Origin of the sequence: Vibrio sp. E14, from assembly GCF_020515785.1 — a bacterium.
Lineage (GTDB): Bacteria > Pseudomonadota > Gammaproteobacteria > Enterobacterales > Vibrionaceae > Vibrio > Vibrio diabolicus.
The window spans coordinates 267213-280589 of record NZ_JAHPJI010000001.1; the positions used below are offsets into that span (position 1 = coordinate 267213).

At 44.6% G+C, this 13377-nt stretch carries 12 protein-coding genes; 6 read left to right on the forward strand and 6 right to left on the reverse strand.

The genetic code is table 11. From position 1 onward, the window contains the following. Positions 1-12: 12 nt before the first annotated feature. Positions 13-1581: a DEAD/DEAH box helicase gene (locus LIX84_RS01215; protein ID WP_226420409.1), complete on the reverse strand. Its 1569-nt coding sequence runs from the start codon at positions 1579-1581 to the stop codon at positions 13-15. A 718-nt stretch (positions 1582-2299) separates the two neighbouring features. Here LIX84_RS01215 and LIX84_RS01220 point away from each other — a divergent pair. The 3 genes from LIX84_RS01220 to LIX84_RS01230 are packed head-to-tail and all read left to right on the forward strand — an operon-like array spanning position 2300 to position 5997. After that, positions 2300-3655 (forward strand): diguanylate cyclase domain-containing protein, encoded by a 1356-nt coding sequence (locus tag LIX84_RS01220; protein ID WP_226420410.1) that lies wholly within the window; start codon positions 2300-2302, stop codon positions 3653-3655. After that, the gene (locus LIX84_RS01225; RefSeq protein WP_226420411.1) at positions 3642-4958 is read left to right on the forward strand and encodes a glycosyltransferase family 2 protein; all 1317 of its coding nucleotides are present in this window, start codon (positions 3642-3644) and stop codon (positions 4956-4958) included. The genes LIX84_RS01220 and LIX84_RS01225 overlap by 14 nt, the downstream gene beginning before the upstream one ends. 1 nt (position 4959) lies before the next feature. Then, positions 4960-5997, forward strand: a complete 1038-nt coding sequence (locus LIX84_RS01230; RefSeq protein ID WP_226420412.1) for an HlyD family secretion protein — start codon at positions 4960-4962, stop codon at positions 5995-5997. Between the two features lie 62 nt (positions 5998-6059). Here the strand turns inward: LIX84_RS01230 and LIX84_RS01235 are convergent, their stop codons facing one another. Then, the gene (locus LIX84_RS01235) at positions 6060-6770 is read right to left on the reverse strand and encodes a lipoate--protein ligase family protein (RefSeq protein ID WP_226420826.1); all 711 of its coding nucleotides are present in this window, start codon (positions 6768-6770) and stop codon (positions 6060-6062) included. A gap of 196 nt (positions 6771-6966) precedes the next feature. Between LIX84_RS01235 and LIX84_RS01240 the strand changes: the two genes are divergently transcribed. After that, a complete protein-coding gene (locus LIX84_RS01240; RefSeq protein WP_005392758.1) occupies positions 6967-7296 on the forward strand; it encodes a DUF4156 domain-containing protein in 330 nt (109 codons plus the stop codon). A gap of 103 nt (positions 7297-7399) precedes the next feature. Here the strand turns inward: LIX84_RS01240 and LIX84_RS01245 are convergent, their stop codons facing one another. Both LIX84_RS01245 and LIX84_RS01250 read right to left on the reverse strand, forming a co-directional pair. Beyond that, a complete protein-coding gene (locus tag LIX84_RS01245) occupies positions 7400-8428 on the reverse strand; it encodes a hypothetical protein (RefSeq protein ID WP_226420413.1) in 1029 nt (342 codons plus the stop codon). Positions 8429-8839: 411 nt separating this feature from the next. Beyond that, complete coding sequence (locus LIX84_RS01250; protein ID WP_182018749.1) at positions 8840-9988, reverse strand: aminotransferase-like domain-containing protein; 1149 nt, start codon at positions 9986-9988, stop codon at positions 8840-8842. A 126-nt stretch (positions 9989-10114) separates the two neighbouring features. On the opposite strand from LIX84_RS01250, the gene LIX84_RS01255 reads away from it, so the two are divergent. Further along, positions 10115-10984, forward strand: a complete 870-nt coding sequence (locus LIX84_RS01255; RefSeq protein ID WP_226420414.1) for an AraC family transcriptional regulator — start codon at positions 10115-10117, stop codon at positions 10982-10984. A gap of 114 nt (positions 10985-11098) precedes the next feature. Here the strand turns inward: LIX84_RS01255 and LIX84_RS01260 are convergent, their stop codons facing one another. Then, positions 11099-12136 (reverse strand): DUF4382 domain-containing protein, encoded by a 1038-nt coding sequence (locus LIX84_RS01260; RefSeq protein WP_226420415.1) that lies wholly within the window; start codon positions 12134-12136, stop codon positions 11099-11101. Positions 12137-12368: 232 nt separating this feature from the next. Between LIX84_RS01260 and LIX84_RS01265 the strand changes: the two genes are divergently transcribed. Continuing rightward, positions 12369-12608 (forward strand): YdcH family protein, encoded by a 240-nt coding sequence (locus LIX84_RS01265; protein ID WP_005392770.1) that lies wholly within the window; start codon positions 12369-12371, stop codon positions 12606-12608. 73 nt (positions 12609-12681) lie between these two features. Here LIX84_RS01265 and LIX84_RS01270 read toward each other — a convergent pair whose 3' ends face one another. After that, positions 12682-13353, reverse strand: coding sequence for a cupin domain-containing protein (locus tag LIX84_RS01270; RefSeq protein WP_226420416.1), 672 nt, complete (start codon positions 13351-13353; stop codon positions 12682-12684). Between the last annotated feature and the right edge of the window lie 24 nt (positions 13354-13377).

Sequence of the window (13377 nt, forward strand, 5' to 3'; positions counted from 1 at the left end):
GCCGTTTACAGGTTAGTTTGCAGTTTGCGGACGAGGCTTACGGCGCTGACCTGACGGTTTGTTTCCTGCAGGCTTAGCATTGTTTGGCTTGCGGTTACCTGACGGTTTACCAGCGTTGCCACTCTTACTACCGTTTGGTTTATTTCCATTCGGTTTATTGCCATTTGGCTTGTTGCCGTTAGGTTTACGGTCATCTGGTTTACTGTTTGTACGACCTTGGCCTTCACTGTTGCCTTTAGGCTTGCCCGCACCACCTTGATTGGTGCTGTTTTTGTTGCCGTTGTTACCACCGTTGAAGCGACGTTTAGGTTTGTTTGCACCATTGCCTGCTTTCTTTTCGGTTGCTGGAGCGTTTTCACCCGCAGCATTTGGCGCTTTTGGTTTTTTCGGCTTCTTAGGTTTTTTTGGTTTGATTGGTCGAGTATCCAGTTTAGATTCTGGCACTACATTGGTTGGCGCAAAACCTTCCAACTCTTTACGTGGTAGCACTTCTTGAATCAAACGTTCAATCGCAAACAACTCAGATGCTTCTAGCGCACATACCAGTGAAATCGCTTTACCTACTTCGCCCGCGCGGCCAGTACGACCAATACGGTGAACGTAGTCTTCTGCCACTTTAGGTAGCTCAAAGTTCACCACTTGTGGTAATTGAGGAATATCGATACCGCGCGCAGCAATGTCCGTCGCGACCAACACACGAATTTCACCCGATTTAAAATCCGCCAGTGCTTTGGTACGCGCGCCTTGGCTCTTGTTGCCGTGGATGGCTGCAGCCGGTAGATTTTGTTCGATAAGGAACTTCGCCAGACGGTTTGCGCCGTGTTTCGTTTTCGTAAACACCAGCACTTGCTTCCAATCGCCGTCTTTGATCAATTTAACCAACATCGGTGCTTTCTTCTTCACGTCTGCTGGGTAGATGCTTTGCTCAACCGTTCTCGCCGTCGAGTTTGCCGGGTTAACGGAAATCTCAACCGGGTTGTTCACCAAGCCTTTCGCAAGGTCGCGGATTTCATCCGAGAAAGTCGCCGAGAACAGTAGGTTCTGACGTTGTTTTGGTAGTAGTGCTAGGATCTTACGAATGTCACGGATAAAGCCCATATCCAGCATGCGGTCTGCTTCGTCCAGTACTAGCACTTCCAGTTGGTCAAACTTGACCGCATTTTGGTTGTACAAATCCATCAGGCGGCCTGGTGTCGCGACCAGCACATCCGCACCTTTGCGAAGACGCAGCATTTGCGGGTTGATCTTCACACCACCAAAAACAACTGCACTGCTTAGTGGAAGGTGACGGCTGTACATAAACACGTTTTCTTGCACCTGAGCTGCAAGCTCACGTGTTGGCGTTAGGATAAGTGCACGGACTTGGTTAGCACGAACGCGAGGGCCGTTCGATAAACGCTCAAGAATCGGTAGCGTAAAGCCTGCAGTTTTACCTGTACCAGTCTGCGCTGCTGCCATTACGTCTTTCCCTTCCAAAATAGCAGGAATTGCTTTTGCCTGAATTGGCGAAGGGGTGTCGTAGCCTTTTTCTTGAATAGCTTTAAGGATTGGAGCAGATAGACCTAAAGAGGTAAAACCCATATGTATGATTCTCAATTGTAGAGTTAGATAACAACGCGCCGAAAACAAATCGGTACGAAAAGTGCGACATTCTGAGGCTTTTACGCGCTGGCTTCAACTAATTCTGTTGTGGATAAATATTTGAACTGGATCTCATTTCTTTTTTGAACAAAAAAGAGCATAGAAAAGTGACGTAGATTCATTCTGTAGTTTGAATGTGTTACGTGTTCTTTCGGAAAAAACAGCGAGAAAAATGGTGATTATTAATCACTCAAACGGCTTAAAAATACTTGTTTGATAAATAATCAAAATGATTGAATATTATTCAGTGTTTTGCCACTCAATTTTAATGGGAATTAGTTAGTAAAGTATTACCAAGTCTCAGATTTGATACATGTCGGTATGGTTAAATGCTGAGCAGAAAGGAATCGACTGATATAAAACAATGAGCTTGATGTGAATGCAAGGATCTCATTCATCATCAAATCGCACTATTATCCCAGCTTGCTAACAAAAGGTTGTACTATGCGCTTTGCTATCCGATTTCTCTACTCACGGCCTCCTTCACACTTTATTCAGAGATCTTTCTGCTTTTACTGCCTGAGTTAAAGCTCTCTAAATATTTGTTCTATTGTTGTATTTAACGGTGGCAAGGCTTGTCTACCTAGAGTGCTTTGTTACTGCAAGTTCTATATTTCTGATGTTATGAATTAATTTTGTGGTTGTGAGAACTAATAAAATGTCGTCAATAAATAACAATTTCTACTGGGTTGGTGAACAGCCTGTCAGTGAGTTAGCTGAAGATATGGTTTTGGTTAATCATATTGATGAGGTGGCAACGGGACTCGGTGGCATGGTGTGTATTGCTTATCAAGATCCACACCAAATAGATACTGCTCTGAAAGCGTTTTATCAGGAGAAAGGGCGTTGGTCTTGGGCGGTTTATGTCTCCGTGGAAACCCCTTATTCTCGATGCGTTACCGACGGTGTATTTGAAGTTAGAGAATCAATAAAAATTTGGCGATCTATTCAAAATAAGCTCGATGCCATTGATGAACCGGAAGTGTTAGACCCTTTGATTGGTTGGCTTGGGGTCAATCGTCAGCGAAGAGTGACTGCTTTAAAAAGTTTAGAGTCTATGTCGGTTTATTCGTACCCAATCATCGATATGTTGTTTCCTGATATTTATTCGACTTATCGATACGTGCTCTCAGAGCAAGGTCGCGGAGTATTAGAAGCGGAAGTACTGATCGATAGAATTCGTGTTTGTTCTCATTGCAACAGCGGACACTTGAATTATGTAGAGGTGTGCCCGGATTGCAGCAGCATCGATATCGACTCTCAAAGCTCTTTGCACTGTTTCACTTGTGGCCATGTTGGTGAACAACACAGCTTTCAGCGCCGTGGAAAGCTTGAGTGCCCTAAATGTTTGACCCAGCTGCGCCATATCGGCGTTGATTATGATCGCCCGCTTGAAAACCACGTTTGTAATAGTTGCTCCAGTTTATTTGTTGAAGCTGCGACGATCAGTCAATGTTTAAGTTGTGACTCAAAGATCAAAGTCGAAGAGCTTGTTGTCCGTAAAATTTACCAATATCGACTTGGTGAAGTGGGTGAATACATTTTCCAACACGGTAAGTCCATTCAAGCTCCTGAGCTCTCGATCAAAGGCAAAGTGGAAGTCAGCTTTTTCCAAAATTTGCTTGTATGGTTAAATAAAGTCGCGCTGAGACACAAAGAACAGCACCTTCTACTTGGACTGCATTTACCGACGATCGATGAATACGGTAAGCAATATGGCGATGCAAAATTGTTCTCATTGATGGATCAACTGACGCGTCGTCTTAGCGGCTTGTTTAGAGATACCGATATCTGTTGTCAGTACAAACAGGATGTGTTGCTTGTCCTAATGCCAAATACGACCAACGCGAGCCTGTCCATTTTACAGCAAAAATTATCGGATCTGGGTGAACTTGTTGAAGACGAAGAGTTTGAGTTGGATGTCTTTGCTTGGGACCTGCCCGATCCGATCATTGAAGATGGTGTTTCTGTTTGGATGGAATCGCTGATGGGTGAGATTTATGCTGCAAGATAGTCTCGTTCTGCTCGACTATCTTCGAGGTATGCTACTTCACAACGAAGAGTTATGGCTATTGCTGTTTCCCGTCATGATCATTATCGAGCTACCTCTATATTTGCTGGTGCTAACAGGGATATTTCGTTGGTCATATGCGCAAGAAGACCCAGAATTAAAGCGGTTTCCTTCAGTGAGTTTCGTTATTACTTGTTATGGTGAAGGTGATGCGATTGGGATCACTATCGATACGTTAGTTGAGCAAGTTTACCCAGGTCATATTGAAGTACTTGCTGTGGTTGATGGGGCGGTACAAAACCAAGATACCTATCATGCCGCGTTAAATGGTGAGAAAAGGCATGCAGGCGTTCGTAATCGTAAAGTACGCGTGTTGCCAAAATGGCAACGAGGAGGCCGGGTTTCAACACTGAATGCCGGCTTATCAATGGCTAGCGGTGAAATCGTCATTAACGTGGATGGAGATACGTCATTCGATAACGACATGGTCTTCACCATGATGAAACAGTTTGCGGATAAAAATGTGATTGCGAGCGGTGGTGCGTTAAGAGTTCGTAACCATAACGCCAACTTGTTGACCAAAATGCAATCCTTGGAGTACATGCTGTCGATGCAAGCCGGTAAAACGGGGATGGCGACATGGGGTGTTCTCAATAACATTTCTGGCGCATTCGGAGCATTTCGGAAGAATCTGCTTAAGCAAGTGGGGGGCTGGGATACGCATACCGCAGAAGATCTCGACTTAACCATGCGCTTGAAGCAATACAAACGTCGTTACCCTGATAATAAATTGGCCTTTTCGACGCACTCCATCGGCCATACTGATGTACCAGATACGTTGAAAGGTTTGGTATTGCAGCGGTTGCGTTGGGATGGCGATTTATTATTTTTGTTTTTGCGTAAACACAATGAAGGGTTGTCTCCACGGTTACTTGGTTGGGGAAACTTCTTATTCACTTTGGCTTATGGCGTGATTCAAAACGTTTTATTGCCGCTGCTTGTGGTGATATTTAGCGTGTACATGGTGATTGTCTATCCACTTAAATTTGTATTGGCGTTGATGCTAATGCTCTATTTTGTCTACCTCTTCTTATCTTCTCTGATTTTTGTTGTCTACATTGGGCTTGTATCAGAGAGAAAAAAAGAGGATTTGAAGTCAGCGAAATGGTTATTTCTTTACCCTGTCTACCAGTTTTTCATGCGTTTGATTACCGCTTTCTCAATGGTTAATGAAGTTGTGAGGAGAAGTCATGAAGAGTCGAGTATGGCACCTTGGTGGGTATTGAAGCGAGGTAAAAAGTTTTAGTATGAAAGTTAACTTTCACTTAGATAAGAAAAACAAACCGCAGTCTGAGAACGGGATGAAAGTCGTCTACGGACAGGCAAAGCGTGGCGGTTATCGTCTCCGTTGGTACTTGATTTTAGCGATTGTAATCAGTCCGCTTTTGTTTATGGCTTATTACTTGTTTAGAACGCAAGTATTAGTGACTGCCCCTGCCATTATCACGTCACATCCACTTACGGTGACGGCAACTCGCTCTGCCATTGTTGGGCCAGTGCCAGTGAATGTCGGTACGGAAGTGACTCTGGATCAAGCGCTGCTGTTGTTAAAAGATAATGCGTTGAATAAAGAGATTGATTTCATTAAAGATGAGCTGGTGAAACTGTCTAAAAATCAGGTGCAAAGTACTGATGAGCTATACAAAAGTGCTATTGAAAGCTCAGCCGAAGGCTTGAAGAAGGTCCGTGATATTCAAAAAAAATACGACCTTTACAGAAAGAAAGGGCAAGTGTCTGAGGTGGATTACGCGGCTATTGTGAGTGTGAATAACTCACTGAGTAATCAGTTAAGCAGTCAGAAAATTGCTTATGTGGATGCGATGCGTAACTTGGAAGAGTTAGAGTTGGCTGGTCCAGTGACACAAGAGTATCGTTCTTTAATGCGTGAGCTGGTAGTAAAGCGTGCTCAACAAGAAGATCTCACCTTCCGTTCTCCTATGAACGGTCGTGTACTCGATATTCATGTGCATGAGGGGCAAAATGTATCGGAAAATACGCCATTGCTCACGATTGCTCGCAACGTGACACCTGAAATTACGGCTTTTCTAAATCCTAAATACCTCGAATACAGTAATATAGAAACCAAAGCAAAAGTCGTATTTCCTGATGGTCGAAAGTTTAATGCGACGGTATCGAAGCCAGTTGAGGTTGTGAACAAATTGCCTTCAGAACTTCAAAGCCCATTTGAAGGGCAGCCTGCCTATTTAAAAGTCACACTGAGCTTTGATGAGCCGTTGGAAAAAAGTCGATGGATTGAAGGGGTCGAAGTGGAAGTTCGCTTTTAACGTTGGTTGATTGAGTAGGAAAGGAGCGAAAAGCTCCTTTCCTTTTGGTTGTTAACGCGCCTTTAGTGGCCTTTAGCATGCATTAAAAACGCGCTAGTCAGTTGCTGAAAGAGTGAATCTACCGACGGACGGTCGGATATATGATGGAAGAGCGGTGTGTGGACATCACCACGAATATCATCGTTGTAACCGCAAAGTTGATTACACAATTTTACCGGTGCGACAATCTTTTCAACGTCGGCATCAATCAGAATGCATGCTTGTGACAATACCACTTGTCCACCGCCTTTTTTAAGTAAAACACGCTGCGCGGTTCCCACGACTTTTTGACCACCAATATTGAGGTTGTACTCGCCATCACAGTAGGAATAAGGCGTAGCATGGACATCTACTTTCACGCCCAGTTGCTCAAAGAAAACTGTCAAAATCGCACACAAATCGAGATACGCTTTCTTGATGTCGTAAGGCTCACCGTCTGGCCAGTGATAGATGTGGGATAGATTAATAATACCCGGTACTTGAGGGACGGGGGCACCACCGGTTTTACGGGAAAAGAGTTTCCAGCCAGACATGTTTAACGCATGTTCTAACTCATTAGACACTGGCCATTTCTTACCCGCGGGAAGCACGAGCGTCGGGCTTTTTACTTGCCAAAGTAATAGCACTTGCGAGAGTTGGTTGGACTGAACTTGTTTAATGAGCTCATCTTCTTTTTCAAATGCATCAGCGACTTCCGTAGCCGTATAGCGAATTAGCTTATTTTTAGCAACCAAAACTCTATCCCTCATCCGTATATTATCGCTACTGTTTTATCTTAGATGCCATGTGATTACTAGCGGTATACGCTGCCTTTAGAGTTTTCTTCGCTTCCATTATTTCTATTTAAAGGGGCGATAGAAATATTTTGTTGGTCATCACATAAGCAATTCATAAAATCCGCCATCTAAATAATTTTTAGGCGATATGACTATGAAAAAGCGAGTGATGTGTCTTGCGTTAGCGGCGTCATTGACGGGATGTGTGACGTTCCCGACCCAAGAATCTGAGCAAGTCCAAGTGCTTTGGGACAACGTGAATGCGATTGAAAACTGCGAGCTAATGGGAACGGTAATTGGCTCGGAAGGGCACTTTTATGATTATTGGCTGCACGCAGATAAAGACATGGTCTGGGGTACGTTAAACCAAATGCGCATCAAAGCGGCAGATTTAGGCGCAGATACATTGTATTTATATGAGCCGTTGGACTTCTCCACATCGGTTACCATGTTTGCCAATGCTTATAAGTGCAAACAGCCATAATTTTACTTTTCCGAAAGCAAAGACAGGCGAAATGTGCCTGTCTTTGAGCTTGCTGCCAAACAACAAGTTTACGTCTGTGCGCGTTGTGATGAGCGCTTTTCAGTTAATTTACGTTCGCTGTAGCCACTGCCGTCGTGTCAGAAAACGACAGCGTGAAGTCCTGTTCGGTATTTAATACTTTGGCCGGGAACTCCAAGCTTAACTGTGTGTGTGGTGCGACTTCTGACGCGATACTGGTGACGAATTTTCGGGTTTCACCCGGAGAGATTGACAAGCTGTTTCCCCCTCGTGATGAGAGCTCTGCGATCCCCATGGTTTCAAGCGTGTTACCCGCAGTATCTGCTAAGTTCAACAAAGACTCCGATTTATACACTAGCTCTCCGCTTTCGGTGCGATAGGCATTAAACGTGTTGAAGTTTGGCTGTAATGAACCTTGTGAACCGACGTTAGTGACGGAAAACGTCACATTAGAGCCATCAAAATTCTCGACTTTCACCAACACGTTACCGTCTTGGTAACGCGCTGCTGCGGCAGCACTGGCTTGCTGCTTCTGTCTCTGTTGTTCTTTCTCGATGTTGCTTAACTGTTCTTGCTCGCTAGCAATTCTATTTTCTGCCATGGCGTAAGATTGATCCACCATTGCTAACAAAGCGGGGATTGAATACAACGTGAGACCTTCCAAATGGTCAAAGTCGATTTTGGCATGCTGAGTAAGTTCGTGGTTCGAGAACTGGCAGTAACCATCAATCAAGCTAACAAATGCGACTTCAAAAGTACCTTGTAATCGGCTCACTTCCTGTGCGGCTTTTTCTAAATCTGAGCGTACTTTTCTGATCTCTTCCAATGTCTTTTGTGGCAAACGTCCATTGGGTGACACGTCGTTGGAAACCGAGACCAGAGCTTCGGTCACAAATGGATTGTTTTTGGCTGGAATCACCGTGGTGATGCGGTTGGATTTAGTGATGTCTTCGCCCAGTAAAACCATCATTTTTTGCGATACGGCAGTTGTGTTGCCCGCTAAAACATCACTACAGTTTGGAGACGTATTCGCATACGCGGCGAATGCGGTAAAAAGTGAAAAGATAACGGACCAGCCAGTGGCGACGAGTCCTGTCGTGGTTCGAGTGTTCATCCTGATAACCCCTCTGTCATTTGGTGCGATTCACTGACGTAATTGCCAATCAAAAGATTGGCTCGCGACATTCAGAATGGTTCTGGTCAATCCTTCGTAGTGGGTATGCCCGCAGATGCTTTCTAGTCGTTTACTCAATCGCTAAGCCACGACTGAGTAAAGTGTCTGAAATTGAGAACATTAATGCTGCGAAGTTGATGTCTTTTGTTTGAAAGATAGACGTAACTTTTCTAACCATCAAATACGTGATTAGGTTCTCATTTTTATATGAGTGAGAGGATCAAGAGAAAACAGGTACTTACTGTAGAGAGTTGATTTGAGAGAAAATATAAAATTTTTTGGGGAACTTTTTTGATGCTGCCTTTGAGACTTTTTCGAATCTCAAAGGCAGATTCTAACGTATGCGCTCAATTACAAAGCGTTGAGTACATCCGCAAGTCGAGTGACAGCAGTCGTCAGTTCTTCTGGTGTGGCATTGGTAAAGTTAAGACGCAGAGCGGCTTTTACCTTTGAACCTTCCGGATAAAATACCGGGCTTGGCACCACAGCAACCCAGTTTGCAAGAAGGGTCTTCGCAAGTTCGAACGTGTCACATTCTGGAATCTCGACCCAGACAAACATGCCACCATCGACAGGTTTGAGTACGCAACTTTCTGGCAGCTGTTTTTGCAGCTCAGTAAACATGACATCGTAACGCGATTTGTAAAGCGCACAGATGGTTGAAATGTGCGTTTCGAAGTTGTCATGTTGCAGTAGACCATGCAGCAAAGCTTGCATAGGAATACTAGAGTGCAGATCGGCACCTTGTTTGATTTTGATGAGTGGCTCAAGGTAACTGCGTTTGCCCGTTACCACACCAATACGCAAGCCTGGTGAGGCGATTTTGGAGAAAGAGCGCAACACGATGGAGTGCTGCGGGCAGAAATCCGAAACCAGCGGCAGTGCTTCACCAGAAAAACGCAGCTCGCGGTATGGTGCGTCTTCAATGAATGCCACGTCGTATTGGATACAAAGCTCGGCAACTTTTTGGCGAGTCTCTAGCGCCCAGCATACGCCCGTTGGGTTGTGAAAATCAGGTACGGCGTAGAACATTTTTGGTTGCTGCGTGGCAAAGCATTGCTCGAGTTCTTCAAGGTTTGGGCCACACTCGGTTTGCGAAACGGTCACGATGTTGGCTTGCACTAAACCGAATACTTGCATAGCACCAAGGTAGCTTGGTGCTTCCATCACCACTTTATCGCCCGGATTCACGTACGCACGCGCAATCAAATCTAGCCCTTGCTGAGAACCCGTTGTGATCATCGCCAAATGAGATTCTGGCAGCTGGTAATAATCGGTCAAAAAGTTAAGTAGCGGTGCGTAGCCTGCTGTTGCGCCATATTGAAACACCTCTGGCATGTTCGCGAGGTTTTCGAGCGTCGGTTTCATTAAGTCGATCGGGAAGGTTTTTTCGTCCGGTAAGCCACCCGCAAGAGAAATGACGTTCTTATCGCTCGCTGCTGCGAGGATCTCTCGGATGTAGGATGACTTAGTTTGTTGTAATGACTGTGCGATTTCCATGTGCTGTGCTTCTCGTAATTGTCTTTTTTTTATGTCAGAAATAGTATAGGTAAATTGCCAAGCTTGGTGTGTCCATTTATGCTGTTAAACATGTCCATTTATGCTATTTAAGTGAAAGTTTACTCCGTGAGCCATCAACAAGTTTCCAGAATCAATGACGTGTTGTTTTACATTCACCAGGACATTAGCAGAGAGTTATCGGCTAAAGAGCTGGTGGATGTAGCAGCCTATTCTGAACAACACTTCCACCGTATTTTTAAAGATGTAGTGGGGGAGTCCATCCATCAATATATCCGCCGTACAAGAATGGAATACGCTGCCAATCAACTTATGTTTGATACCAGCTCATCGGTGTTAGACATTGCTAACAAGTGCGGCTTTAGCTCGGTATCTTCTTTTAGCCGAGCGTTTAAAGCGACGTTCGCTATGTCACCTGGTGCGTGGAGAAAGCATGATTTACAAGTCGCAGAAAAACCGTATTTGAAGGATCCGGAAGTAGCAGCGGGTTATCATCGTGTTGCGAAACGCGAGTTGCCAGAACCTAAAATTATGGAGGTTCCACAACGCTTTGCGGCGTATGTAAGGCATGAGGGTTATAGCCGTTCCATTCGCAACGCGTGGCTGATTTTGAAAGCGTGGGCAAGTTCTGAGAATCGGGACTTTTCGGTTCAATACGGCTTGCATCACTCCAATCCTGCTTGGGTCGAACTCGACAAGTGTCGTTATGTGGCTTGTATGGCGATTGATACGCCGCTCAAAGTGCGCGGCGTCGTGAATCAAATGACCATCCCAGGCGGTTTACATGCCGTCTTTCGCTTAACGGGCGTATATGGTGAGCTTCTTCCTCAACTGAGTATGGTACTAGAGAAGTGGTTGCCTAACTCTGGCTTTAAACAGCGTTCTACACCCGCTTATGTCCATTATCATAAAAATCACTTTCTCAGCCATGATGAGGCGTTTGAGCTGGATTTCTATCTGCCCATTAGCTTCTTCTAAGGATGAAAATGAACGTATTATCGTGTGAGTCGGTTTATGGCGAGCAAAGAACTGACCAAGAGCGCCATGAAGAAAAGGCAGAGCTTGTGCTGACTCTGCCATTTCTAGGGGATCTTAAAAGTTTGCGTCTGTATCAGTACCAACGGATACGTTAAGTCCGCTAGTTGATTGATAAATGCTGAAAGTTTCGCCAGCGACAATACCTTCTTCAGAATCGTCATTTGCCGTACAGGTATAACCGACCGAGTAAGTACCAGGTTCTACAAAACCGAATTCGTACTCGTAATTTGCATCATCAACGTCTTGAACCACGTTCGCTGCTGCGATTGGCATTGCTTGGCCTTCTGCGCCGGCAAATGGACCCATGTTTTCTTCGGCGATATTTCCTTGATATAAGTAGACCGCGTGCGAATATCCATTTGCACTTGGGGTATCCGTTTCGCAGCTTTGATAGGTCAATGTTGCGACATCACCCTGAATCTCCCCCGTTGTAACCGTGTTAATTAAAGTGACGGAGGTGCGTTGAATGCTGTAGCCTTCGTTTTGGCCTGTTCCGTCTTTTAAGCCACGGCGCAGATCAAATTCAACTACGAACTCATTATTGTCAGGGTTGACTGCAAAGGTGTTGTTAAAGAACAGTACCCCAGAATCAGGATCCTTTCCGACACCTTGTGGGCAAGCACCATCACCTTTGACGGTCAGTGGGATTTGATTTCCTGTCGCTTCGTCAATCACATACGATGGGTAGTTTGGATGATCGCCATCATTAGCAAACACGCAGAGTTTATAATTACCAGTTGGTATCAGTTCATCATCCACCAATTCTTGTGCGTCACTGCCTTGGAAGTTGAGTAAGTTAACACTTAGGGGCAGTGGATCTTCACCATCGGGAAGGGGGTTACCATCTTCGTCGACCAAATTGCCTTCTTCGTTTGTTTTATACACATCGAATACTTGTGGTGTGCCACCATCAAGAGGAAGAAATGCAACTTTGTTATATGTGATCACCACTTCTGATACGTCATCAATAGGGGCATCTGATACAGACAAAGTAACAGGAGTCATTGTGCTGACAGAGTCACTGTCTGAATTACAGCCAATAAGTGCAACGGCTATTGATGCACTGATTAGGCCAATTTTCATGCTGTTCATTAGATGTACCTTTTTATGAGAAGTGTATTAAATGTAGCCGATTATTGGCAAAGTACAGAATAACAACGAGCGGAGTTACCGGGTCGAAAACAGTGACGAACCATCATTAAGACGTTCAGTAAAAGTGTGCTCAAATCGACGATATTGTGCTCAATGAAGTGCTATGGTTAAGAATGTGTCGCTCAAAAAATGAGCGGAGATATACATCAATAACTCTAGCCAAGAGGTCTCTATGTTAGGTGAAAATCACTCATTAACTCATGAATTCCCAGAACATTTGGATACCATTACTCAGCTTGCCGAAAACGATGCATCATTTGCTGAAACCGTTAAAAACTACAATGCTTTAGATAAGGAAATCCGCGTACTAGAACTGCAAGGAAGCCCGATTGATGATCACGAAATGAACGTGTTAAAACATAATCGAGCTGAGCTCAAAGATTGGCTCCACTCGAGAATTATGGGCTCTTAGCGACGCAATGATCATCGGCTCGTAATCTACGAGCCGATTTTAGTTTCAAGGGACGATGCCAAGTATTCCAACATTAGGATTGCTGAGCAGGAGCTTGGAGTGGCAGGTGGCCTGTTTTTACCCAAATGACCGTTTCTTGCTCTACAAAAGGAAAGTGCTCACTCATATGTGGACTGCGTATCCAAGAGTAGGGAGGATAGGTTCCTAGCTCGTCTTTAAATTCCCCCGATAACACAAAAATTTCTTCACCACCAAAGTGACGGTGTGCTTGAAACTTCTCGCCTTTCGGCCATTTAACCAATGCGACATGTTCATGCTCAAAATCATGCAATGGCATGACTTTCAGCCCACCGATGCCAGGTAACCAATTCGCTTCGTTCGTGTTGATGCGAACTGTTTCAAGATCATCAGAATTGAATTGATTTAGTTTAACTAAAATCACACAGCCTTCTTTGCTATAGGGCGCATGTTGACTTCCAGGAGGGTTACGCAAGTAGGTTCCAGCAGGGTAGTCACCATCTTCGTCAGAGAACACTCCTTCGAGCACTAATATTTCTTCTCCGTGAGGATGAGGATGAGTCGAAAAGTGCGAGTTTGGCTCATACTTCACTACGCTGGTGGTGTGCCCTGATTCTTTGGCTTCTCTTTCCAAAGGTTTACGCCACACGCCTTTGGAAGGGCTGGCGATCCACTTCTGTTCATCTGTTTCTATCACGATTCTTTTCGAGAAATCCATATTCAACATACTGAAATTCCGTTACTTATCTAA

Excerpts from the sequence above, each read along its gene's own strand:
- LIX84_RS01215 (WP_226420409.1), bottom strand. The coding sequence starts at position 1,581 with ATGGGTTTTACCTCTTTAGGTCTATCTGCTCCAATCCTTAAAGCTATT.
- LIX84_RS01220 (WP_226420410.1), top strand. The coding sequence starts at position 2,300 with ATGTCGTCAATAAATAACAATTTCTACTGGGTTGGTGAACAGCCTGTC.
- LIX84_RS01225 (WP_226420411.1), top strand. The coding sequence starts at position 3,642 with ATGCTGCAAGATAGTCTCGTTCTGCTCGACTATCTTCGAGGTATGCTA.
- LIX84_RS01230 (WP_226420412.1), top strand. The coding sequence starts at position 4,960 with ATGAAAGTTAACTTTCACTTAGATAAGAAAAACAAACCGCAGTCTGAG.
- LIX84_RS01240 (WP_005392758.1), top strand. The coding sequence starts at position 6,967 with ATGAAAAAGCGAGTGATGTGTCTTGCGTTAGCGGCGTCATTGACGGGA.
- LIX84_RS01245 (WP_226420413.1), bottom strand. The coding sequence starts at position 8,428 with ATGAACACTCGAACCACGACAGGACTCGTCGCCACTGGCTGGTCCGTT.
- LIX84_RS01250 (WP_182018749.1), bottom strand. The coding sequence starts at position 9,988 with ATGGAAATCGCACAGTCATTACAACAAACTAAGTCATCCTACATCCGA.
- LIX84_RS01260 (WP_226420415.1), bottom strand. The coding sequence starts at position 12,136 with ATGAACAGCATGAAAATTGGCCTAATCAGTGCATCAATAGCCGTTGCA.
- LIX84_RS01265 (WP_005392770.1), top strand. The coding sequence starts at position 12,369 with ATGTTAGGTGAAAATCACTCATTAACTCATGAATTCCCAGAACATTTG.
- LIX84_RS01270 (WP_226420416.1), bottom strand. The coding sequence starts at position 13,353 with ATGTTGAATATGGATTTCTCGAAAAGAATCGTGATAGAAACAGATGAA.